This window comes from Bosea sp. 29B (assembly GCF_902506165.1).
In the GTDB taxonomy this organism is placed as follows: Bacteria; Pseudomonadota; Alphaproteobacteria; order Rhizobiales; family Beijerinckiaceae; genus Allobosea.
This window is the reverse complement of record NZ_LR733817.1, coordinates 300000-323160: the sequence shown is the minus strand read 5'-3', so window position 1 is coordinate 323160 and position 23161 is coordinate 300000. Positions and strand designations below refer to the sequence as shown.

Annotated in this window: 22 protein-coding genes; 8 read left to right on the top strand and 14 right to left on the bottom strand. The window is 66.6% G+C overall.

Annotated features, from left to right (window positions below):
• Positions 1-130 precede the first annotated feature (130 nt).
• The 7 genes from GV161_RS01700 to GV161_RS01670 all read left to right on the top strand — a co-directional run bounded on the left by GV161_RS01700 (position 131) and on the right by GV161_RS01670 (position 6780).
• Complete coding sequence (locus GV161_RS01700) at positions 131-1054, top strand: helix-turn-helix domain-containing protein (RefSeq protein WP_152012140.1); 924 nt, start codon at positions 131-133, stop codon at positions 1052-1054.
• A 292-nt stretch (positions 1055-1346) separates the two neighbouring features.
• Complete coding sequence (locus GV161_RS01695; protein ID WP_244623878.1) at positions 1347-2594, top strand: MFS transporter; 1248 nt, start codon at positions 1347-1349, stop codon at positions 2592-2594.
• Positions 2595-2610: 16 nt separating this feature from the next.
• Positions 2611-3492 (top strand): dihydroorotate dehydrogenase electron transfer subunit, encoded by an 882-nt coding sequence (locus GV161_RS01690; RefSeq protein WP_244623879.1) that lies wholly within the window; start codon positions 2611-2613, stop codon positions 3490-3492.
• On the top strand, positions 3489-4451 hold the full coding sequence (locus GV161_RS01685; RefSeq protein ID WP_152012141.1) for a dihydroorotate dehydrogenase: 963 nt from the start codon (positions 3489-3491) through the stop codon (positions 4449-4451). Before GV161_RS01690 ends, GV161_RS01685 begins: the two co-directional genes overlap by 4 nt.
• Positions 4448-5743 carry a Zn-dependent hydrolase gene (locus GV161_RS01680; protein ID WP_244623880.1) on the top strand — a complete coding sequence of 432 codons (1296 nt, stop codon included), beginning with the start codon at positions 4448-4450 and terminating at the stop codon, positions 5741-5743. The genes GV161_RS01685 and GV161_RS01680 overlap by 4 nt, the downstream gene beginning before the upstream one ends.
• Entirely contained in the window at positions 5740-6420 is a 681-nt protein-coding gene (locus tag GV161_RS01675) for an orotate phosphoribosyltransferase (RefSeq protein ID WP_152012142.1), read from the top strand. Before GV161_RS01680 ends, GV161_RS01675 begins: the two co-directional genes overlap by 4 nt.
• 54 nt (positions 6421-6474) lie before the next feature.
• Positions 6475-6780, top strand: a complete 306-nt coding sequence (locus tag GV161_RS01670) for a hypothetical protein (RefSeq protein WP_152012143.1) — start codon at positions 6475-6477, stop codon at positions 6778-6780.
• A 19-nt stretch (positions 6781-6799) separates the two neighbouring features.
• On the opposite strand, the gene GV161_RS01665 is transcribed toward GV161_RS01670, so the two are convergent.
• From GV161_RS01665 to cyoA, 13 genes are all read right to left on the bottom strand, one after another.
• Complete coding sequence (locus tag GV161_RS01665; protein WP_152012144.1) at positions 6800-7792, bottom strand: oligopeptide/dipeptide ABC transporter ATP-binding protein; 993 nt, start codon at positions 7790-7792, stop codon at positions 6800-6802.
• Positions 7789-8835 carry an ABC transporter ATP-binding protein gene (locus tag GV161_RS01660; RefSeq protein ID WP_152012145.1) on the bottom strand — a complete coding sequence of 349 codons (1047 nt, stop codon included), beginning with the start codon at positions 8833-8835 and terminating at the stop codon, positions 7789-7791. Before GV161_RS01660 ends, GV161_RS01665 begins: the two co-directional genes overlap by 4 nt.
• Positions 8836-8837: 2 nt before the next feature.
• The gene (locus GV161_RS01655) at positions 8838-9698 is read right to left on the bottom strand and encodes an ABC transporter permease (RefSeq protein WP_152012146.1); all 861 of its coding nucleotides are present in this window, start codon (positions 9696-9698) and stop codon (positions 8838-8840) included.
• Positions 9698-10639, bottom strand: a complete 942-nt coding sequence (locus GV161_RS01650; protein ID WP_193219474.1) for an ABC transporter permease — start codon at positions 10637-10639, stop codon at positions 9698-9700. The genes GV161_RS01655 and GV161_RS01650 overlap by 1 nt, the downstream gene beginning before the upstream one ends.
• Before the next feature lie 227 nt (positions 10640-10866).
• Positions 10867-12396: an ABC transporter substrate-binding protein gene (locus GV161_RS01645; RefSeq protein WP_152012147.1), complete on the bottom strand. Its 1530-nt coding sequence runs from the start codon at positions 12394-12396 to the stop codon at positions 10867-10869.
• Between the two features lie 56 nt (positions 12397-12452).
• On the bottom strand, positions 12453-13211 hold the full coding sequence (locus GV161_RS01640) for a creatininase family protein (protein ID WP_152012148.1): 759 nt from the start codon (positions 13209-13211) through the stop codon (positions 12453-12455).
• A gap of 17 nt (positions 13212-13228) precedes the next feature.
• Complete coding sequence (locus tag GV161_RS01635; protein ID WP_152012149.1) at positions 13229-14377, bottom strand: enolase C-terminal domain-like protein; 1149 nt, start codon at positions 14375-14377, stop codon at positions 13229-13231.
• Positions 14378-14674: 297 nt separating this feature from the next.
• Complete coding sequence (locus tag GV161_RS01630; RefSeq protein ID WP_152012150.1) at positions 14675-15559, bottom strand: MurR/RpiR family transcriptional regulator; 885 nt, start codon at positions 15557-15559, stop codon at positions 14675-14677.
• A 128-nt stretch (positions 15560-15687) separates the two neighbouring features.
• Positions 15688-16431 carry an SURF1 family protein gene (locus GV161_RS01625; protein WP_152012151.1) on the bottom strand — a complete coding sequence of 248 codons (744 nt, stop codon included), beginning with the start codon at positions 16429-16431 and terminating at the stop codon, positions 15688-15690.
• An 11-nt stretch (positions 16432-16442) separates the two neighbouring features.
• The gene (gene cyoD, locus GV161_RS01620; RefSeq protein WP_152012152.1) at positions 16443-16838 is read right to left on the bottom strand and encodes a cytochrome o ubiquinol oxidase subunit IV; all 396 of its coding nucleotides are present in this window, start codon (positions 16836-16838) and stop codon (positions 16443-16445) included.
• Positions 16835-17464, bottom strand: a complete 630-nt coding sequence (gene cyoC, locus GV161_RS01615) for a cytochrome o ubiquinol oxidase subunit III (RefSeq protein WP_152012153.1) — start codon at positions 17462-17464, stop codon at positions 16835-16837. Before cyoC ends, cyoD begins: the two co-directional genes overlap by 4 nt.
• A 10-nt stretch (positions 17465-17474) precedes the next feature.
• Positions 17475-19475: a cytochrome o ubiquinol oxidase subunit I gene (gene cyoB / locus GV161_RS01610; protein WP_152012154.1), complete on the bottom strand. Its 2001-nt coding sequence runs from the start codon at positions 19473-19475 to the stop codon at positions 17475-17477.
• A 30-nt stretch (positions 19476-19505) separates the two neighbouring features.
• Positions 19506-20588 carry a ubiquinol oxidase subunit II gene (cyoA, locus tag GV161_RS01605; RefSeq protein WP_152012155.1) on the bottom strand — a complete coding sequence of 361 codons (1083 nt, stop codon included), beginning with the start codon at positions 20586-20588 and terminating at the stop codon, positions 19506-19508.
• 184 nt (positions 20589-20772) lie between these two features.
• Here cyoA and GV161_RS01600 point away from each other — a divergent pair, with 184 nt between their 5' ends.
• Entirely contained in the window at positions 20773-22098 is a 1326-nt protein-coding gene (locus GV161_RS01600; protein WP_152012156.1) for an MFS transporter, read from the top strand.
• Positions 22099-22146: 48 nt separating this feature from the next.
• Here GV161_RS01600 and gcvA read toward each other — a convergent pair whose 3' ends face one another.
• On the bottom strand, positions 22147-23064 hold the full coding sequence (gcvA, locus tag GV161_RS01595; RefSeq protein WP_152012157.1) for a transcriptional regulator GcvA: 918 nt from the start codon (positions 23062-23064) through the stop codon (positions 22147-22149).
• Between the last annotated feature and the right edge of the window lie 97 nt (positions 23065-23161).

The following is a 23161-nucleotide window of genomic DNA, read 5'->3' as shown; positions in this document are numbered from 1 at the left end:
CGCGTCCACGCTCGACTGGGGCGTGATACTGGGCGTTGAAAACAACCGATCACGCTTCGCATTGCATCCCGGATCGACTAGGCTGTCTAAAATCTGAGATTCAGATGATATGGCAGGTGAGGTCGGCTCGATGGCAATCCGGTTCGAGGAAATCGGTGAGCGGCTGAAGGCCTACCGCCTGGGGCGCCGGCTCCAGGCCGAGGATGTCGCCGAACGTCTCGGGATCTCGCGGGCGGCAGTCTACCGGATCGAGGCCGGGGGCGTCGTCAAGATCGAGACCCTGGAGCGGCTGGCGACGCTGCTGGAGACGACCGTCGCCTCGCTGCTCGGGGCAGGGGTCGAGTACTACTCCAGTCCGGTCAGCTATTTCGAGCGCATGCGGCAGATCGAGGAGCAGGCCGACCAGGTCATCGCGCATTTCCCGCCCCTGTCTTATCTCCTGACCTCGGACGGCTACTCCGCCCATTTGCGACAGACCCTGGTGGAGGCGCTGCCGCCCCATGTCGCGCGCGAGCAGGCCGTGGCCGAGATCGATGCGATCATCGCGATCCTCGACGAGCGCAAGAATGCCCGCAAGCGCCGCCGGCTGAGCGTCGTCAATTTCGTCAATGTCCTCGAGATCGAGCGCTGGCTCAAGCTCGGCGTGGTCGGACGCTTCAACCTGCCGGCCGCCGAGCAGGCCCGGCGACGCCTGGCGGCGCGCATGGAGGTCGAGCATCTGATCGGGCTGATCGAGAGCGAGCCGATGGGCGTGCAGATCGGCCTGATCGAGGAAGCGGTGCCGAACATCACCTTCCAGCTCTTCCGGACTGCGGAGAAGACGCTGCTTGGACTGAGCCCGTTCCGCCTGGGCGGTGAATTGCCGAATCTCCGGTCCGGCATCGCCATGCTGACCGCGGATGAGGAGCCGGTACGCCTCTACGAGGACATCGCCGATGGGCTCTGGCGCCGCGCCCTCAAGGGCAGCGAAGCCGGGGCAGTGCTGCGGGCGGCGCTCGATCGCTCGGGGATCGCACAGTCGCCGCCGAAGGAGGCGTCCTCGGAGCTGGTCTGACGCCGGCTTAGAGTATTGTCGCAAAATTGAGATTGTTCTTGCAATTGAGATTTCCGCGTGACATAGGGTGATGACACGATGGCGCCGGCTTTCCGGTGCCGTGGCGGATTTCTCGCGGTCGAACCTGATGTCTCGGCCGTCAAGCGGCGCAGCCAAGCGCCCTGGGAAAGCGGGCGAGCGCCCAAACTCCAATAGTCTTGAGACCGGCCGGCAGCCGCGTGCGGAAGCGCGCGCTGGTGCTTTGGCGTTTTGGTGTGCATCGCAAAGAAAAGCAGAAACGGGGGACTTCGCCGTGAGTGACAACCAGGCCGCCATGGGCGGCTCCATCGCCCTATCGTCTCCGACCGAAGTCGACGGCAAGGCCCGCAAGGCCCTGTGGGGCGCCGCCATCGGCTATGCCATGGACGGCTTCGACCTCCTGATCCTCGGCTTCATGCTGCGGACGATCTCCGCCGACCTTCAACTCACCCAGGGGCAGGCTGCCTCTCTCGTCACCGCCACACTGATCGGCGCGGTGCTCGGCGGCATCGGCTTCGGCATGCTGTCGGACCGGATCGGCCGCGTCCGCGTCCTGACCTGGACGATCGTCCTCTTCGCCGTCTTCACCGGCATGTGCGCGCTGGCACAGGGCTATTGGGACCTCCTGATCTACCGCACCATTGCCGGCCTTGGCCTTGGCGGCGAATTCGGCATCGGCATGGCCCTGGTCGCCGAAGCCTGGCCGGCCTCGAAGCGGGCGCGTGCCTCGTCCTATGTCGGCCTCGGCTGGCAGGTCGGCGTGCTCGCAGCGGCGATCGCAACCCCGATCCTGCTGCCGACCATCGGCTGGCGCGGCATGTTCGCCATCGGCATCCTGCCGGCGGTCGCCGCCTATTTCATCCGGCATTCACTGCATGAGCCGGAGGTCTTCGTCGCCCGCAGCAAGGACCGGCCGAAGGAATCGGCGCTGCGCCTGCTGGTCAAGGATTGGGACACGACGAAGCTGAGCCTCGGTATGGTCGTGCTCTGCTCGGTCCAGAATTTCGGCTATTACGGCGTGATGATCTGGTTGCCGAACTATCTGGCGACCCGCTTCGGCTTTGCCCTGACGCAGTCGGCCGTCTGGACCTCGGTGACCATCGCCGGCATGGCGGTCGGCATCTATGCCTTCGGCCATATCGCCGACCGGATCGGGCGCCGCCCGGCCTTCTTCGGCTACATGCTCGGCGCTGCCGTGATGGTCGTCGTCTATTCGCGGCTGACCGACCCGATCCAGCTCCTGGTCGCGGGCGCGGTGATGGGCTTCTTCGTCAACGGTATGCTCGGCGGCTATGGCGCGCTGATCAGCGAGCTGTTCCCGACGGCGGCTCGGGCGACGGCACAGAATGTGCTGTTCAATATCGGGCGCGGCGTCGGCGGCTTCGGTCCGCTCGTGGTCGGGACGATCGCAGCGGCCTACAGCTTCGAGATGGCGATCGCCTTGCTGGCGACGCTCTATGTGCTCGACATCCTCGCCATGTGGTTCCTGATTCCGGAGCGGCGTGGCGCCGAACTCGCCTGAGCGCGGGGACTTCGTGATGTCGATCCAACGCGATCAGCATGAGGCGGCCGCACGATCCGGTGCGGCCATGGGCGGCAGCGTCTGCTCTGCTGCGCCGTGGAAGGCGAGCATCGTCGCCGAGCTCGCCGAGGTCGTCCGCAACGAGGCTGTGAACGCCGAATACCGGCACCTCGTGGTCAATTGCAGCGAGGAGGCCGCGGCCGCGCAGCCGGGACAGTTCTTCCAGCTGCTCTGCCCGCAGCCGGCGGGCGAGCAGCCCTTCCTGCGCCGGCCGATGAGCCTCTACGGCGCCGATCCCGACACGCGCCAGGTCGAGTTCCTCTACAAGGTGACCGGCGCCGGCACGCGCGGTCTCGACATGCTGAAGCCGGGCGACCGGCTCGACATCATGGGGCCTCTCGGCGTCGGCTTCACGCTCGACCCGGAATGGCGCCACATCGTCGCTGTCGGGCGCGGCGCGGGGCTGGCGACGCTCGCCCCGCTCGCCAGGGCCGCGAAGGCCAATGGCACGCAGGTGACGGCGGTCTTCAGCGCGAGGCGCCCGGAGCTGCTCGTCTCGGTCGAGCTCTTCCATCGTCATGGTGCCGACGTCATCGCCGTCACCGACGCCGAGCAGACCAGCGGGCCCGCCAATGTCGAGCGCATCCTGCGCCGCCAGATTGCCGAAGGCCGCTGCGATGCCTTCTTCACCTGCGGCTCGAGCCGGCTGATGCGGGTGCAGCAGCGCCTGGCGCGTGAGTTCGGACTGCCCGGCCAGGTCGCGATGGAGCAGCAGATGGCCTGCGGAATCGGGCTTTGCTACTGCTGCGTCCGCGACTTCAACGTCAATGGCGAGATCGTCAACCGGCGCGTCTGCTGGGACGGCCCGGTCTTCGACCTGATGGAGGCGCTGCCATGAGCGCGGCCGGGACTATCGACCTCTCCGTCAGGATCGGCGGGCTCACCCTGCGCAATCCGGTCATGCCGGCGTCGGGCACCTTCGCCGAAGGGCTCGAGAAGGTGATGGACTTCGACCGGCTTGGCGCCTTCGTCACCAAGACGATCACGCGCGAACTGCGCGCCGGCAATCCGCTGCCGCGGGTGGTCGAGCGGCCGGGCGGGCTGATCAACGCCATCGGCATCCCCTCGAAGGGCGTGCCCTATTTCATCGAGACGACCATGCCGCATTACGCGGCCTATGACACGCCGCTGGTCGTCTCGATCTCGGCGCCAACGGCGGAAGGCTTCGCCAGCCTCGCGGCCGAGCTCTCGATCCCCGGCATCGCCGCGATCGAGGCCAACATCTCCTGTCCGAACATCGAGGAGGACGGCAAGGCCTTCGCGATGCGGGCGGAATCGACCGAGAAGGTGACGCGCGAACTGCGCAGGGCGACAACGCTGCCGCTCTGGGTCAAGCTCACGCCCAATACCGGCGACGTGCCCGAGGTTGCGCGCGCCGCCGAGGCCGCGGGCGCTGACGCGGTCGTGGTCGCCAATACCATCCTGTCGATGGCGATCGACCTGAAGAGCTTCAAGCCCTGCCTCGGCAACATCATGGGCGGTTTGTCGGGGCCGGCGATCAAGCCGATCGTGCTGCGCCAGGTCTTCCAATGCGCCAAGGCGGTGAAGATCCCGGTGATCGGCTGCGGCGGCATCTCCACCGCCGAGGACGCGGCCGAATACATGCTGGCCGGGGCTAGCGCGGTTCAGGTCGGCACCGCGACCTTCCTGCAGCCGGCCGCGATGACGACGATCATCGACGGGCTCGCGGCCTTCTGCCTGCGCCGCGAGATCCCGCGCGTCGCCGATCTGATTGGCGGCGTCGTGATCGAGGAGGCTGACGAGCCCGATCTCGCTTGGCTGGATCCGGTTTCGTGAGCGCGCAGGCTGCCGAGATGCGCAACGCCTTCAGCGGCGACGCGGGCGACCGCGCCCTCGCCGAGGCGCTGTTTGACGCCCTGCGCGAGGCGACGGGCGATGGCGTCGGTATCACCCGCGAAGCCTATAGCGAGCGCGAGTCGCTGGCGCTCGACATCGTCGAGGCGAAGGCGCGCGAATTCGGCTTTGTGGCCGAGCGTGACGCGGGTGCGAATCTCGTTGTCACGCTGCCGGGCCGCGAGCCGGAGCTGCCCTTCCTCGCCTGCGGCTCGCATCTCGATTCCGTGCCGCAAGGCGGCAATTTTGACGGCGCCGCCGGCGTCATCGCTGGGCTCGCGATCATCGCCCGCTTCAAGGAGGAGGGCTTCGTCCCGCGCCGGACCATCAAGGTCTACGGCCTGCGCGGTGAGGAAAGCTCCCGCTTCGGGCGGGCCTATATGGGCTCCAGCGCCCTGTTTGGGAAACTGTCGGGCGCCGATCTTGCCGTGCGCGACCATGCCAGCGGGCGGACTCTGGCGGAGTGCATGGCCTCCGTCGGCGTCGACATGGTCCGTGTCGAGAGGGGCGAGCCGCTGCTCGACCCCGCCACCGTCGCGGCCTGGATCGAACTGCATATCGAGCAGGGGCCGGTGCTGGTCGCTCGGGATCTGCCGATCGGTATCGTCACCGGCATCAGAGGCAATATCCGGCACCGCGAGGTCGAATGCCTCGGCGAAGCCGGCCATTCCGGCGCGGTGCCGCGCTGGCTCAGGCGCGATGCGGTCTTCGCCACCGCCGAATTGATAACCCATCTCGACCGGCACTGGCGTACCTTGCTGGAGCGCGGCCGCGATGTCGTCGTGACCGCGGGCGTGCTTGGCACCGATCCGCAGGAGCACGCCATTGCGCGCATTCCCGGCACGGTGCGCTTCTCCTTCGAGGTGCGCAGCCAGAACCGCGAGACACTGGAGGCCTTCTACGACCTCTTCCTCTCGGAATGCGGCCTGATCGGCGAGGAGCGAGGGGTCGAGTTCCGCGTCGACCGCCGGCTCGAATCCGCCCCTGCCGTGATGGACGCAGGCTGGATCGCGCGGCTCAGGACCGCCGCCCGCGATCTTGGCCTGCCCGACGAGGACATTCCAAGCGGGGCGGGCCATGATGCGGCTGTTTTCGCCAATGCCGGCATCCCCAGCGCGATGATCTTCGTGCGCAACGAGCATGGATCGCATAATCCGCATGAGGCGATGGCGATTGATGATTTCCTCGCCGGGATCGCGGTGATGCGGGACGCCATCAGGGAGGCGGTGCGATGAGCGCGAACGAGATCGGCCGCGAGGTCGCTGAGCTCCTGTTCAGGGCCGGCGCCATCCATGTCAGCCGCGAGCAGCCCTTCATCCTGGCTGCAGGCTGGGCGAGCCCGGTCTATGTCGATGTCCGCCTGCTGCTCGGCGATCCCGATCTGCGCCAGGCGGTCAGCGATCTTGCCGCCCGCTATGCGGCCACGACCTTTCCGCCCGGTAGTTTCGATGCGATCGCCGGCGCCGAGACGGCCGGCATTCCCTTCGCGGCCTGGCTTGCCGACCGGCTGGCGCTGAAGCTGCGCTATGTCCGCAAGCGCCCGCTCGGCATCGGCCGCAACGCCCAGGTCGAGGGCGGGTCGGTCGAGGGGCTGCGCGTTCTGCTGATGGACGACCTGACCACCGATGGCGGCAGCAAGCTCAACTTCGCCCGCGGCCTGCGCGCTGCGGGGGCCGAGGTCGAGCACGTCCTGACGATCTTCTATCACGACGCCTTCCCCGGCGCCGGTGAGCGGCTGCGGGAAGCAGGCCTCACACTGCATGCCCTGGCGAACTGGGCCGACGTGCTGCGCGCGGAAGTCGGTCGTGCACTTGCGCCGGAGGATCGCTCCGAGATCGAGCGCTTCCTCGCCGATCCCGTCGCCTGGTCGACCCGCCATGGCGGCCGCGCCCGGCTCGCGCCGCGCAACTGAGCCGCAATCCATTCCACCCCACCACGAACAAGGTCGCGATCTCGCGGGGATGACATGAACGAGCTTCTGAACTGGCTGCAGCAGCAGAAGGGCAGCCTTCGCACCTATGTCGAATTCCAGGACCGGGCGCTGGCCCTGCGCGCCGAGGCACCGGAGCAGGCGGCGCTGCTGCGCCTGCTCGCCGATCGCGCCGGCCGCTTCGTCGAGGCCTATGACCGCCAGCCGCTCTCCGCCGGGATCGCGGCGCAGGCCTTGGACCGGCTCACCGATTTCCTCGGCAGGGCCGTTGGCGGAAGCGCTGCCGACCCGGCACGCCAGCTCGCATTGCTCAACGAGATCGGGGCCAGCGAGCTCGCCTGATCGCCGGGGGCGGCCTCGCTCACGCCGCCGCGCCGGCGAGTTCCTTCTGGCGGATGCAGGCGACGCTGTGGCCGGAGCCGACCTCTTCGATCGGAGGAATCGCGCTGGCGCAGGCGTCGATGACATGCGGGCAGCGCGTGCGGAAAACGCAGCCCGAGGGCGGGTTCAATGGGCTCGGAATATCGCCCTTGAGAATCACGCGCTCGCGCCTGACGCTCGGATCGGGCACCGGCGCCGCCGAGAGCAGCACCTTGGTGTAGGGGTGGCGCGGGTTGGCGTAGACCTCCTGCGCCGGCCCCTTTTCCATGATCCGGCCGAGATAGAGCACGACGATGTCGTCGCAGAGATACTCGACCACCGACAGGTCATGGCTGATGAAGACCATGGTCAGGCCGAGCTCGCGCTGCAATTCCTGGATCAGGTTGAGCACCTGCGCCTGGACGGAGACGTCGAGCGCCGAGACCGGCTCGTCGGCGATGATCAGCTCCGGCTCGACTGCGAGCGCCCGGGCGATGCCGATGCGCTGGCGCTGGCCACCCGAGAACTCATGTGGATAGCGCCTGGCATGGTCGGGGTTGAGCCCGACCATGCCGAGCAGTTCGGCGATGCGCGCCTCGCGGGCCTTGCCCTTGGCCAGGCCATGCGTGTCGATGGCTTCGCCGATGATGTCGCCGACGCGCATGCGCGGGTTGAGGCTGGAATACGGGTCCTGGAAAATGATCTGCAGGCGGCGGCGATAGCCGCGCAGGGCCTTCTCCGGCAGGCCGAACAGGTCGGTGCCGTCGAAGAACGCCTCGCCGCCGGAGGGCTCGACCAGACGCAGGATACAGCGCCCGACCGTGGTCTTGCCCGAGCCGGATTCGCCGACGATGCCGACGATGCTGCCGCGGCGGACCTCGAAGGAGACGTCCGAGACGGCCCGGACATCGCCGCCACGGGTCGAGAAGACCTTCTGGAGATTGCGGACGGAGAGCAGCGGCGCTTCCGCCGGGACATTGCTTGCGGCGGTCATAGCGCGTCATGCCTCCAGCAGCGGGTGAGATGGGCGGCCGCAACGTCGATCAGCGGCGGCGCGTCCTTAGCGCAGCGCTCCTCGACCAGCGGGCAGCGCGGTGCGTATGAGCAGCCGGGCGGCAAGGCGAGCGGGCTCGGGACATTGCCGGGGATGGCGTTGAGCAGGGCCCGGCCTTGACCGGGGATGCGGTCGCGCCGGGCATCAGGGATGCAGGCGAGCAGGCCGCGGGTATAGGGATGGCGCTGCCTAGCGAACAGGTCGCCGACCGGCCCCTGCTCGACGACTCTGCCTGCATACATCACCGCCACCTCATGGGCGATCTCGGCGACGACGCCGAGATTATGGGTGATGAACAGGATGCTCATGCCGATCTCGGCCTGGAGCCGACGCAAGAGGTCGAGGATCTGCGCCTGGATGGTGACGTCGAGCGCGGTGGTCGGCTCGTCGGCGATCAACAGCGAGGGATTGCAGGACAGAGCGAGCGCGATCATCACGCGCTGGCGCATGCCGCCGGACATCTCGTGCGGATATTGCGCGAGGCGCCGCTCGGCCGCGGGTATCTCGACCAGCTCAAGCATCTGCTTGGCCCGCGCCCGTGCCTGGCTGCGCGACATTTTCTCGTGCAGCAGGATCATCTCCATGATCTGGTCGCCGACGGTGAAGAGCGGGTTGAGGCTCGTCATCGGCTCCTGGAAGATCATCGCGATCTCGCTGCCGCGGATGGCGCGCATGCGCTTCTCCGGCAGCTGTGCGAGATCGACGCTCTCGCCGCTGCGCAAGCGATAGAGGATGCGCCCGCCAACGATGCGGCCGGGATCGGCGAGCAGCCGCATAATGGTGAGGCTGGTCACCGACTTGCCGGAGCCGGATTCGCCGACCACCGCCAGCGTCTGGCCGCGGCGCAGCGAGAAGCTGACGCCGTCGACCGACTTGATCGCACTCGAGCCGATCAGGAAGTGGGTCTGCAGGTCCTCGACCTTGAGCAGGATATCGTCGTCGGCGCGGGCTGCGGCGACGGCGGCGGTTTCCATGGTCGCCATCGTCACAGATCCTTTCGCAGGCGCGGATCGAGCAGGTCGCGCAGGCCGTCGCCGACGAGCTGCAGCGAGAGCACGGTCAGCACAATCGCGGCGCCGGGGAAGAGCATCATCCAGTCGGCCTGGCCGATGTACTGGCGCCCGCCGGCGATCATCGTGCCCCAGGTCGGGATCTCCGGGCTGACGCCGACGCCGAGGAAGGACAGGCTCGCTTCCGCCAGCATCGCATAGGCGAAGATGAAGGTGGCCTGGACCAGGATCGGCGAGACCAGGTTGCGCAGGACATGGCGCGTCATGATCCGCCAGGTCGGCACGCCGAGCGCCCGCGCCGCCTCGACATAGGGCAGTTCGCGGATGATCAGCGTCGAGGCGCGCACGATGCGGGCAAGGCGCGGCGCGTAGACGATGCCGAGCGCGACGATGACGGTCGCGAGCGAGGGGCCGAGCGCTGCCACCAGCGAGATCGCCAGCAGGATGTCGGGGAAGGCCATCATCGCGTCGATGATGCGGGCGATGACGCCGTCGAACCGGCGGAAGAAGCCGGCCATCAGGCCGAGTGTGATGCCGAGCACCGCGGCGAGCACCGTCGCCGCCGCGCCGACCAGCAGCGAGAGCTGGCCGGCATAGATGGTGCGGCTGAAGATGTCGCGGCCGAACTCGTCGGTGCCGAAGAACCAGCGCTCGCTCGGCGGCTTCAGGCGGTTGATCACCGAGAGCCGGCTCGGCGAGTAGGGCGCGATCAGCGGGGCGAGGATCGCCAGCAGCGCGATGATGGTGAGGACGATGAGGCCGATCAGCAGCGTCTTGCGCTGCAGGATCAGGCTGGTGAGCCGCGGGCGGGCGGCGGGAGCGGAAGAGGCGGCCATCAGTAGCGCACCCTTGGGTCGATCGCGAGATAGAGCATGTCGATCAGGAAGTTGATCAGCACGTAGAGGGCGGCGATGACGAGGAGCGCGCCCTGGATAACCGGGTAGTCACGGCGCAGCACCGCGGAGACGACGAGGTTGCCGATGCCGGGCAGGCTGAACACGGTCTCCGTCACCACGGCGCCCGAGATCAGCAGTGCCGCGGTGAGGCCGATCACGGTCAGTACCGGGATCAGCGCGTTCTTGAAGGCGTGCTTCATCACGACGCCCCATTCGCCCATGCCCTTGGAGCGGGCGGTGCGGACATAGTCGTCATTGAGCACGTCGAGCATCGAGGCGCGGGTGAAGCGGGTGATCAGCGCCGAGGAGACGATGCCCAGCGCCAGCGCCGGCAGGACGAGATGGCGCAGCCGCTCGAGGAAGGAGGCGTCCGGGCCGCCATAGCCGGAGGCCGGCATCCAGCCATAGCGCACGGCGAAGACCTGGATCAGGATCAGCCCGAGCCAGAAGCTCGGGATGCTCGCGGCGAACATGGCGAAGGTGGTCGCGACCTGGTCGAACAGCGTGCCGCGCTTGTAGGCAGAGAGGATGCCGACCGGCAGCGCGATCGCGCTGGCGATCAGGATCGAGAATAGGGTCAGGAAGAAGGTCGGCTCGGCCCGCTCGGCGAGCGCGCTGAGCACGGGCATGTTGAGGAAGATCGACTGGCCGAGATCACCGCGCAGGAGCTGGCCCAAGAAGAGCACGTATTGCGTCGGCAAGGACTGATCGAGCCCGAGCCGGCTGCGCAAGCCAGCGATGTCAGCGGCAGTCGCGTCGGGGCCGAGCATGACCGCTGCCGGGTCGCCGGGGGCGACGCGGACGATGACGAAGACGATCGTCACGACGGTGAACATCACCGCCAGCATGCCGAGGATGCGCTGCATCACATATCGCGTCATCGCCTGCCGACCCTCCCTGTCGTGTTTTTCTGAGGCGTTCGCCGCCTGCCCGGTGCAGACGACGAACGCCGATGAGCGTTCTTCAATTCCGGTCATCCCGGACGGAGCGAAGCGGAGATCCGGGAACCATTCCTGAAGCGTTCCGGAATGGGTCCCGGGTCTCCCTGCGGTCGCCCGGGACGACCCGCACTTGGTTGGGAGTAGCGAGAAACTACTCCCGATGCTCCTCAAGGCTTGAGCGAGGCGTTCCAGAAATACGGCCAGGGCGAGGCCGTATACCCGGCGAGGCGCGGCGCCTTGGCGCTGAGCGCGGCGAAGTCACCGACTTTGTAGAAGGGTGCCTCGTCGAAGATCAGCTTCTGCAGGTCGGCGAAGATCGCGACGCGCTTCTTCTCGTCCGACTCGGCGTTGAGGGCCGAGAGCAGCTTGTTCTTGGCCTCGCTCGCCCACCAGCCGGGATAGCTGTCCGGCAGCGGTGCGATCAGGGCCGGCTCGGCCAGGAACGGGCTGTGAGTGATGAAGATGTCCCACAGGGCCGGCTCGGCACGGCGCTGCACCAGGGTCGCCCAGTCGACGACCTGGAGGTCGACCTTCAGGCCGGCAGCCTTGAGGTATTCGGCGGCGACCTGCGCCATCTTGTAGTGGAACTCGTATTGGCGGCTGGTCAGGATGCGGATCGGCGCGCCGTCATATTTGGCGGTCTTGGCCAGGGCCTTGGCCTTGTCGGCGTCGCCCTGGTTGTAGGCCTTGATGCCGGCGTCGCTGCGCCAGGCATAGCCCTCCGGATACATGGCGCCGTCCAGCTTGTAGAATTCGGGCTTGCCGAAGGCCGCGGCCAGCATGTCCTCGGCGTTGAGCGCCGTCTGGACAGCCTTGCGCATGTCCTTTGACGTCATCATGCCCTGCTTGTTGTTCATGATGAACATCGGCCAGCCGAAGCCCTGCATCAGCACCGGCTCGGTCTTGGCCTGGCCCTTCAGCCGGTCAAACGCCTCGACAGGGATCAGGTCGGCGAAGTCGAACTGGCCGGCGAGGGCACCCTCGACGCGGGTATTGGCGTCCGGCACCGGCACGAAGCGGATCTCGTCGAGATACTGCTTGCGCGCGCCGCCGAAGCCGTCGGGCTCGCCCTGGCGCTGCTTGTAGCCGTCGAAGCGGGTCAGCTGGATATACTGGTCGGGCTTGCGCTCCTTGAGCTGGTAGGGCCCGGTGCCGATCACCTCCTTGATCGGGTTCTCCATCTTGTCGGCCGGCATGATCACCGCGGCCGAGTTGTTGAAGGCTAGCAGCGCGGTCAGCGGCGCGAACGGGGCCTTCAGCGTGATCTTGACCGTCTTCTCGTCGCTGGCCTCGATTCCCGCGATGTTGTCGGCGACGAGCTTGCCGCGCGAGGCCAATTCGGTCCAGCGCTTCAGCGAGGCGACGACGTCCTGTGCGGTCATCGCCTTGCCGTTGTGGAAGGTGACACCCTGGCGCAGCGGGATGGTGTAGACCTTGCCGCCGTCGCTGATCTGTGGAAGCGTCTCGGCCAGAAGCGGGGTCAGCGCCCAATTCTTGTCGAAGGTGTAGAGCGTCTCGTAGAAGTGCTGGGTGATCATGCCCAGCAGGTCGCCGGCGGCGACCATCGGGTCGAGTGTGTTGGGCTCGCCGATCGTGGCGACGTTGATCGCGCCACCCTTCTGCTGGGCGAGAGCCGGCGCTCCAGCGACAGCAACGGCGAGCGCCGCTGCGCCAATTCGGGCCAATTTCTGCAACATCTCAAGTCCTCCCAGTTTTCTTGGCTGTTGGTCTTCGGAAAATTGCGCGTGGTTTGTCAGCGTCGGCTGATCGTCTCCACGACATGGGCCAGTTGCTCGACCACGGCGGCGGTGATGGCCTGCCCCTTCTCACGTGTGGCCAGCGAGGGATCGCCGACGACCCCGGTGCCGCCGGACATCTCGTGCATCGAGCGGAAGAGGGCGCCGCGGGCCGGCAGGATCATGTCGGCATTGGCCCAGTCATGGGTCGCGACATAGCTCATGCCGGAGACCAGGGCGGTGCGGACGCTATCGGGCGCGCCGAGCAGCATCAGCGAGGTCTCGAACTCGCAGGCATGGTTGACGCCGGCGAAGGCGCTTTTGCGGATGGCGCCGAGCTCCTTGGCTGCCAGCCGCCACCAGGTCAGGAAGGCGACGCGACAGTCGCGGTGCTTCGTCCCGAAGGTCTCGAGCAGCACCTGGCCGATCGCCTGGTTGCCGCCATGGCTGTTGAACAGGACGATGTTGCGGAAGCCGTGGCGGACCACGCTCTCCAGGATATCGCCGACATAGGCCAGGAAGGTCTCGTGGCGGACGCTGAGCGTGCCGGCGAAATCCATATGGTGCTCGGAGCAGCAGACCTTCACCTGCGGCAGGATCAGCACCCGATCGCCGAGGCGCTGCTCCAGCACCTGCAGGAAATGGTCGCCGATGACAGCGTCGGTCTCCAGCGGCAGATGCGGGCCGTGCTGCTCGATCGCGGCGACGTTCAGCACGACCGGGATGTCGCGATCGAGCGCGGCGACCTCGTTGGTCGTCAGGGTTTCCCAACGCATGGCTCTGAGCTCGCTGTTCAGGAGATCGTGCGGCCGCCGACGCGGAAGCGGGCGATGGCGGCTTCGTCGAGGGTGATGCCGAGGCCCGGCCCTTCGTCGGGGATGCGCACATGCGGCGGCTCGAAGGCGAGCGGCCTTGCGAGCAGGTCGTGGCTGCGGATCATCCGGCCGAAGATGTCGCTCGGCCAGACGCAGCTCTTCGCCGCCGCGGCCTGATGCACATACATCGCTTCGAGGATGCCGAGATCGACCTCCGAGCCGTGCCAGCAATAGACGCCGGCGGTCGAGGCGATGTGATCGAGCGTCTGGAACTTGGCGAGGCCGCAATTGAAGTTGAAGCCGTCGACCGCGCCATGGGCGATGGCGTTGATCGCGTCATGCGCGCGCTGGCCCTGATAGACGTAAGGTAGGGAGACGTGCAGCACGATCGGGATCGAGGAGAAGCGGCGGAGTTCCGCGAAGTCCTGCAGCATCCAGCGCGGCAGCGGGTCCTCAAGCAGCAGGACGTTGCCGACCTTCTCCAGCTCCCGGATGATCGGGCGGGCATTGCCGGAATTCTCCCAACGCTGGTTGGGATCGAAGATCACCTTCATCCCGGGGGCGCATTCCTTGATGCGCGCGCACCAGCCGGCGACGTCGTCCTCGAGGTCGCATTTGAACTTGATGACCTTGTAGCCCTGCTCGAAATAGCGCTTCACCCAGGGGCCGACCTCACCTTGCGTGCGATGGCTCGACCAGGCGCTGACATTGACCCGGTCGCGGACGGCGCCGCCGAGCAAACGGTGCATCGGCACGCCGAGCGTCTTGGCATAGGCGTCCCAGATCACGCATTCGAAGCCGTCATATTCGCGGCAGAGCGGCAGCGGGAGGTCCTGCAGCGGCAGTTCGAACACCGACTGGCCGAGAAGGTTGGCGCAGATCGCTTCGATGCGCGGCCATTCATGGTCGCGGTAGAACTCGCCGATGCCGACGACGCCGTTCTTCAGCGTCATCCGGACGATGAGCTTGGGCAATTCGTCGAACTGCACGCTCCAGCTCGCCTTGCCGCCGACGGGCAACATGTGCAGGGGCTTGGCCAGGCTGTCCGAGTTGATCACGCCGGGATGGGCGGGAACCACGACCTCGTCAAACTGGAAGGAAACGATCGTCCCGTCGGCAGATTGCATGGCTCGGCTCGTGTTCTGGTCATTGGCGCATGGCGCGGCGCAGGCTATGTAGCTAAATTACATTTATTGTCAATCGAGAAGGTGAAGGTGCGCGCAAACAGCGCATGGATTGCTTGTGAAGCGGAGCTTCATGCGAGCGCGCATGGCGATGCCAAGGGCGTGCCTTGGATAAGATGATTCAATTCATCTCATTGATATTATTCATTATTATTGACGGTTCGCGCTCATGCCGATCACGTATGGCAGCGATGTTCCATTCATTGGAACTGTAAATGTAGTAAAACTACCAAACTGACATCAATCGCCGATCGGCTGGCCTTCGGTGCTGCCGTGCAGGGCGATCAGGGTGGCACGGGCGCGCCAGAGCTTCTTCGAGACGATCTTCATGCGGCGCGCGCCGAGCAGTGTCGCCATGCAGTCGAGCAGGAAGAGCTGCCCGTAGCGGCCGCGATTGGGCATGTAGAAGAACTTCTCCTCGTCGAAGGCCTCCAGCGGCACCAGCACGCTGGCGAGCTCGGCGAGCGGGCTCGGCGGATGGGTGACGGCGACGACCCCGGCGCCCTGGCTGCGGGCGATCTCAGCGCTGTCGAGCAACGAGCGCGGCTTGCCGGTGACCGAGAAGATCAGGAGGACATCATCCGGACCGCAGGTCGCGGCCATGACGCGCTGCTGATAGGGGTCGGCCGTCGAGGACGCCGCGACATCGAGGCGAAAGAGCCGGTTCTCCGCCTCGGCGGCGACATTGGCCGAGCTGCCGCCGACGCCGAAGCAGAACACCCGGCGCGCCTTGTCGAGCAGGTCGACGGCCTCCTCGATCGCTTTGGGGTCGTGCTGGGCGAAGGCCATCGCCAGTGCCTGCACGGTCGCATTATAGACGTGCTCGGCGACCTCGTTGCCCGTGTCGGCCGGCTGCTGGCGCTCGGCGGCGAGATACATCCGGCCGATCGCGTATTCCTGGGCCAGGCGGATCTTGAAGTCGGTGAAGCCGTCGCAGCCCATGCGGCGGGCGAAGCGCACCACAGTAGGCTCGCTGACCTGCGCCTGGGTGGAGAGGTCCTTGGTGCTGATCCGGGTCGCGCCGTCGATATCGGCCAGGATGATCTCGGCGACGCTGCGCTCGGCCCGGTTCATCTCGGGCGCCTCATGCCGCATGCGATCGATCAGGCTGGTCACGTGGCGCATCGTCCTGTTCCCGGCGCCCAACGCTGCGGCGCCATGCACGTCTTGATCTGCGTGTCTTGGCATGTGCGAGCGGATTCGGCCAAGCGAGGACCTTTCCCCCTTATCGTACGCGCTTGTCCTGCCGCTTGTCAGTCCGCCTGGCTCTCGTCCGATCCGGTCCTGACCAGATAGGCCACGGCTCCGGCGCTCATCAAAGCGAGGCAGAACCAGATCAGCGCATAGACGAGATGGGCGTTGCGGAAGGCGATCTGGGTCATGCCGCCCTGCGGCAACGGGCCGGGCTCGGCGGTGGCGTCGGCATCGACGAAATAAGGGGCGACCGGGCCGAGCTGCCGCGCCAGCGCGATCGCCGTCACATCGCGCGAATACCAGCGGCCGGCCCCGGGATCGTTGGCGCGCAGGAAACCGCCGTCCGGCTCGCTCGGCCTGAGCAGCCCGACCAGCTTCGTCTCGCTGCCGGCCGTCTTGCGGCGTTCCTCGGGGGCACGCCTGTCCTCCGGCACGAAGCCGCGATTGACGAGGACGGTGAAGCCGGCATCGGCCCGGAACGGAGCCAGCACCCAGAAGCCGGGGCCGCGCTCGGTCACCGCCATGGTCAGCGTCTCCGGAGCGTCGAGATAGCGGCCCTGCAGGGTGACGCGGCGATATTCGTCCGCCCGGGCGGTGATCGCGGGCCAGTCCGCCGGGCCGGGCGCGGCGACGGGCGCAGCCCGCAGGCGTTCCTCGGTGCGGGCGATCAGGTCGAGCTTCCAGCTCAGCCGCTGGAGCTGCCAGATGCCGAGCCCGGCGAAGACCAGGCTAGCGAGGCAGAGACCCGCGATGAAGATGACCCGGGCGACGCCGCTACGTCGTCCAGCCGCGCCGGCCGACATCGGCCTCAGCCTCACATCCTGTGCATGTCGGGCATCATGTTGGCGTTGAGGTGGAACATCACCCAGAGCGAGCCGGCCAGCGCGATCGCGACGACGATGATCGTGAAGATCAGCGCCAGCATGGTCCAGCCGCCCTCCGAGCGGCCGTTCATGTGCAGGAAATAGACCATGTGCACGACGATCTGCGCGGCGGCGAAGAGCATGATCACGATCGCCGTCAGGGTCGAATTGCCGAGCACGTCGTTCATGACGAGCCAGAACGGGATCGTGGTCAGGACGACCGAGAGCAGGAAGCCGGTGACGTAGCCGCGCAGGCTGCCATGCGCCGCACCATGGGAGTCGTGCCCGTCATGATGGGCGTCGTGGTGGCCGCCCTGGGCCTCGGCGGGGGTCTGGCTAGCGCTCATTTCAGCACGCCCATCAGGTAGACGAAGGTGAAGACGCCGATCCAGACGACGTCGAGGAAGTGCCAGAACATCGAGAGGCACAGGAGCCGGCGCCGGTTCGCCTCGATAAGCCCGTGCTTCGAGACCTGCGTCATCAGCACGGCCAGCCAGATCAGGCCGAAGGTGACGTGCAGCCCGTGCGTGCCGACCAGGGTGAAGAAGGAGGAGAGGAAGGCACTGCGCATCGGCGTCGCGCCCTCATGGATCAGGTGCGCGAACTCGTAGAGCTCGATGCCGAGGAAGGCGAGGCCGAACAGCGCGGTGACTACGAGCCAGCCCTGCACCGCCGCCTGCCGGCCCTTGTCCATCGCCAGCATGGCAAAGCCATAGGTGATCGAGGAGAACAGCAGCATGGCGGTGTTGACCGCCACCAGCTTCAGGTCGAACAGGTCGGCGCCGGATGGCCCTGCGGCATAATTGCGCCCGAGCACGCCATAGGTCGCAAAGAGGACTGCGAAGACCAGGCAGTCGCTCATCAGGTAGAGCCAGAAACCCAGCATGGTCGAGCCGCCGGGGTGAGCGTGCTCCTCCTCGGTGACGTAGAACGCCGGGGCGGTGCCTGCGGCCTGCGCTGTCGCCTTAGCCATCATCCGCCCCTCAGGCCCGGCCGAGCAGTTGCGTGCGCGCATCTTCCGCCTGCACCACCTCGTCGGCGGGGATGTGGAAGTCGCGGTCGTAGTTGAAGGTGTGGGTGATCACGGTTGCGAGCACGGCGACGAAGGAGAGCGCCGCCAGCCACCAGATGTACCAGATCAGGGCGAAGCCGCAGATCGTTGCCAGCCCGGCGATGATGATACCGGCGCCGGTGTTCCTGGGCATGTGGATCGGCCGGAAACCGGCGAGCGGGCGGGTGTAGCCGCGCTTCTTCATGTCGGCCCAGGCGTCGAGGTCGTGCACGATCGGCGTGAAGGCGAAGTTGTAGGCCGGCGGCGGCGAGGAGGTCGACCATTCCAGCGTGCGTCCGTCCCAGGGATCGCCGGTGGTATCGCGCAGCTGCTCGCGGCGCAGGATGCTGACGCCGATCTGGATCAGGAAGCAGAGGATGCCGAGCGCGATCAGCACCGCGCCGAGCGCCGCGATCACGAACCAGATCTGCAGCGAGGGGTCCTCGAAGCGGCTGAGACGGCGCGTCACACCCATCAGGCCGAGGATGTAGAGCGGCATGAAGGCGACGTAGAAGCCGATGACCCAGAACCAGAAGGAAAGGACGCCCCAGAACCGGTCGAGCTTGAAGCCGAAAGCCTTGGGGAACCAGTAGGCGATGCCGGCGAAGACGCCGAAGACCACGCCGCCGATGATGACGTTGTGGAAATGGGCGATCAGGAACAGGCTGTTGTGCAGCACGAAATCGGCCGGCGGCACTGCCAGCATGACGCCGGTCATGCCGCCGATGACGAAGGTGATCATGAAGGCGAGCAGCCACATCATCGGCAATTCGAAGCGGATGCGGCCACGATACATCGTGAACAGCCAGTTGAAGATCTTCGCGCCCGTCGGGATCGAGATGATCATCGTCGTGATGCCGAAGAAGGAGTTCACGCTGGCGCCCGAGCCCATCGTGAAGAAATGGTGCAGCCAGACCAGATAGGACAGGATGGTGATCACCACCGTCGCATAGACCATCGAGGCGTAGCCGAAGAGGCGCTTGCCGCAGAAGGCCGAGGCGACTTCGGAATAGACGCCGAAGATCGGCAGGATCAGGATGTAGACCTCAGGGTGGCCCCAGATCCAGATCAGGTTCACGTACATCATCGGGTTGCCGCCGAGATCGTTCGTGAAGAAGTTGGTGCCGACATAGCGGTCGAGCGTCAGCAGGGCGAGCGTCGCCGCCAGGATCGGGAAGGTCGCGACGATCAGCACGTTGGTGCAGAGCGACGTCCAGGTGAAGACCGGCATCTTCATCATGTCCATGCCGGGCGCGCGCATCTTGACGATGGTCGCGATCAGGTTGACGCCGGACAAGGTCGTGCCGATGCCTGCGATCTGCAGGCCCCAGAGATAGTAGTCCATGCCTACCCCGGGCGAGTAGGCGGCCCCCGAGAGCGGCGGATAGGCGAGCCAGCCGACCTTGGCGAACTCGCCGATGAACAGCGAGGCCATGATCAGCACGGCGCCGCCGACGGTCATCCAGAAGCTGAAATTGTTGAGGAAGGGGAAGGCGACGTCGCGCGCGCCGATCTGCAGCGGCACGACATAGTTCATCAGGCCGGTGACGAACGGCATCGCCACGAAGAAGATCATGATCACGCCATGGGCGGTGAAGATCTGGTCGTAATGATGCGGCGGCAGATAGCCCTCGTTGCCGGCGAAGGCGATTGCCTGCTGGCCGCGCATCATCAGCGCGTCGGCGAAGCCGCGCAGCAGCATGACGACGCCGAGGATCATGTACATGATCCCGATCTTCTTGTGGTCCACGCTGGTGAACCACTCGTGCCAGAGATAGCCCCAGAGCTTGTAGCGGGTGATCAGCGCCAGCACGACGAGCCCGCCGAGCAGGACGGCGGCGAAGGTCCCGATCAGGATCGGCTCGTGATAGGGGATCGCCTCTAGGGTGAAGCGTCCGAAGATGAGCTTCCACCAGTCGGGATAGGAGGTCATGCTTCCCTCGGCTCGCCGGCGCGGATCAGGTTAGTTGACGGCGCGGGCCGACAGGCCCGCGGCGCCGTAGACATCGGTCGGCGTGCAGATCGCCATGACGAACGGCCGCGGCGGCAGCGGCAGACCGCCGCGGCGCACGCTCTTGTCGTATTCGAGGGCTGCGACGGTATGGATACCTTCCTTGCCGCCGCCGCCCTTGGCGTCCATCGCCATCATGTCGCGCGTGCACATCTTGGCGCGGTCGACGCACATGTTGAGGACGGCCGTGAAGAGATCGGACGGGACGTCGCGGAAATAGCGAACCGCCTCGCGCTCGCTCGGCCGCTCCAGCACGAGATATTCGTCGCGCCCGAGCGTGCTGCCGCCCCGGATCGCGCCCTGCACCCACTCGCCGAAGGCCGCATCGTCGACGCCGCGGAAGCGGAAGCGCATGTCGGAGAAGCCGGCGCCGCTGTAATTGGCGGAGAAGCCCTCGAACTCGCCGGGGTGATTGATCACCGCGTTGAGCTTGGTCTGCATGCCCGGCATGGCGTAGATCTGGCCGGCCAGTGCCGGAATGAACAGCGAGTTCATCACCGCGGACGAGGTTATGCGGAACTCGATCGGCTGGTCGACCGGCGCGACCACCTCGTTGAGAGAGGCAATGCCCTGCGCCGGATAGATGAAGAGCCATTTCCAGTCGAGCGCCACGACCTGGATCACCAGCGGCTGCTTCCTGATCGCGCTGCTGCCCGCCCGCGCCTCGACGATCGGCTTGCCGGCGGCGATGCGATTGAGTGGCCGGTAGGGATCGAGCAGATGCGTGCCCATCCAGGTCATCGCGCCGATGACGATGATGATCAGCAGCGGCACGGACCAGATCACCACCTCGAGCGGCAGCGAATGGTTCCAATCCGGATCATAGGCGGCCCTGGCGGAGGCGCGGTAGCGCCAGGCGAAGAAGATCGTCAGCGCCATCACCGGGACGATGACGAGCAGCATCAGCGCGGTGGAGGCCAGCAGCAGGTTTCGTTGCTGCAGCGCAACATCGCCTGACGGCGCCAGCAACACCCATTGGCAGCCGCCGAGCAGCGCGAAAAGCGGCAGAACCGCTATGATTCGAAAGATCCGCAAGAGAGTCGAGGCCTCCCCGTTCCGGGAACTGACGTTCTCTAGGTCCATTCTTTCGCGCCGCACATAAGACAATCTGTCCCATTGCGGCAGTTTGACGTGTTGCTTCTATCCACCGTATCCATTTGTCAGAGGTGCGGGCAAGTCCGGTCTCTCCGGGCGGCCGCCAGCTTAGGAATTCGCGGTCATGAGCGCTGACGCGACGATCCAGCCATCGGCCCTTCCGGCGGAAGATCACGGGAAGGACCACGTCAGCCCGGCCGATATCGCGCTCGGCGTCATCATCGGGCGAACCTCGGAATATTTCGACTTCTTCGTCTTCGGCCTCGGCTGCGTGCTGGTCTTCCCCGAGCTCGTCTTCCCGTTCGTCGACCGACTCACCGGCACGCTCTACGCGTTCGGCATCTTCGCGCTCGCCTTCGTGACGCGCCCGCTCGGCTCGGTGCTGTTCTTCGCGATCGACCGCAATTACGGCCGGACGACCAAGCTCACCGCGGCTCTCTTCCTGCTCGGCGGCTCGACCGCCGCCATCGCCTTCCTGCCGGGCTACCAGACGATCGGCATCTGGTCCTGCGTCATTCTGGCCGCCTTCCGCCTGCTGCAGGGCATTGCGCTCGGCGGCGCCTGGGACGGCCTGTCCTCGTTGCTGGCGCTGAATGCCCCCGCCAATCGGCGTGGCTGGTACACCATGCTGCCGCAGCTCGGCGCCCCCTTCGGCTTCATCCTCGCCGCCGGGCTCTTCGCCTATTTCGAGGGCGCGCTCTCGAAGGAGGATTTCCTCGGCTGGGGCTGGCGCTATCCCTTCTTCGTCGCCCTGACGATCAACGTCGTCGCGTTGTTCGCCCGCTTGCGCATGGTCGCGACCCATGAATTCGCGGAGCTGATGACAACGCGCGAGCTCGTGCCGGTGCGGGTCTCCGAGCTCGTCCGCGTCCATGGCAGCACGCTCATCCTCGGCGCCTTCGTGCCGCTGGCGAGCTTCGCGCTCTTCCATCTCGTCACCATCTTCCCGGTCAGCTGGATCAATCTCTTCACCAGTCGTTCGGTCTCGGAGTTCCTGCTGGTCCAGGCTGCGGGCGGCGTCGTCGGCGCCGGAGCGATCGTCACCTCCGGCCTGATCGCCGACCAGATCGGGCGGCGCAACACGCTGCTGCTCTCCGGCGCGATGATCGGGCTGTTCAGCCTGTCGAGCATCATCGCGCCGCTGCTCTTCGGCGACAGCCAGGCCGGGCAGACGATCTATGTGATCATCGGCTTCGGGCTGCTCGGCCTCTCCTATGGCCAGACGGCCGGCGCGGTCGCCTCGAGCTTCGGCCAGCAATACCGCTATACCGGGGCAGCCCTGACCTCCGACCTTGCCTGGCTGCTCGGCGCGGGCTTCGCGCCGCTGGTCGCGCTCACGGTGTCGAGCACCTTCGGCCTCGCCTGGGTCGGCGTCTACCTACTCTCCGGCGCGCTCTGCACGCTGGCGGCGCTGACGATCGATCGGCGGATGGAAGCGCGCTACGAGTGAGCGGCGTTCCCGAGTGGCCGCCATCCTCGCGCCGGCCAGGATGCCGGCCTATCGGCCGATGCTGCTCAGGAAAAGCCTGATCTCGTCGGCGAGCCAGTCGCGCACTGCGCGGACCTTGGGATGGTCCTGGTTGCCCGGACGGTAGACCAGATCGTAGCCGCGCTCGGCTTTGAGCGTCAGCTCGGGAAAGGGCGCGACGAGGCGTCCGGCCGCGAGGTCCTCCGCCACGAGCATGCTGCGCCCGAGCGCCACGCCTTCGCCGCGTAGCGCCGCTTCGATCGCGAGGCTGCCATGGCTATAGGCCGGGCCGCGGCTGCGGAGCTGTGCCAGGCCGGCTAGCGCGAACCACTGCTCCCAGTTCGCCAGCATGCGATCCTCATGCAGCAAGGTGCAGCGCGCCAGCTCTGCTGGCGCCGCCCGGGCGCCGATCTTGCTCGCGTAAGCCGGGCTGCAGACGGGCGTGACGGTCTCGTCGAGGATGCGTTCTGCGACCGCGTTCGGATACTGCCCGGCGCCGTAGCGCACGGCGGCGTCGATGCGCCCGTCGGAAAGATCGACATTGATGTCGGTCACATCGAGATGGACATCGTAGTCCGGGAGACGGACCATCAGCCGATGCAGGCGCGGCGCCAGCCATTTGCTGGCGAGGGACACGCTCGTGCTCAGCGTCAGGCGCGTCGCGACGTTCAGGCTGCGCAGGCGTTCGGCCTCCCGCGTCAGCTCCGCGAGGCTGCGGGCGACGACCGCGAGAAACGTGGCCCCCGCCTCGGTCAGCACGATCCGCCGTGTCAGGCGCTCGAACAGAGCGAGGCCGAGATGCGCTTCCAGCGTCTTCACATGGCGGCTTACCGCGCCATGGGTGAGGTTCAGCTCCTGCGCCGCCAGCGTCATGCTCAACAGCCGCCCGGCCGCTTCGAAAGCGCGGAGCGTCTGCAGTGGCGGAAGGCGGTTGAACGGCGAGATCATGCGTGAGTGTTGCTCACTCATGGCGTGACGACAAATGGTTTGTCGGGCGATGGTGGAAGACCTACAGCCTGCGCTCACGCAACGCCTTCGTCGCGCG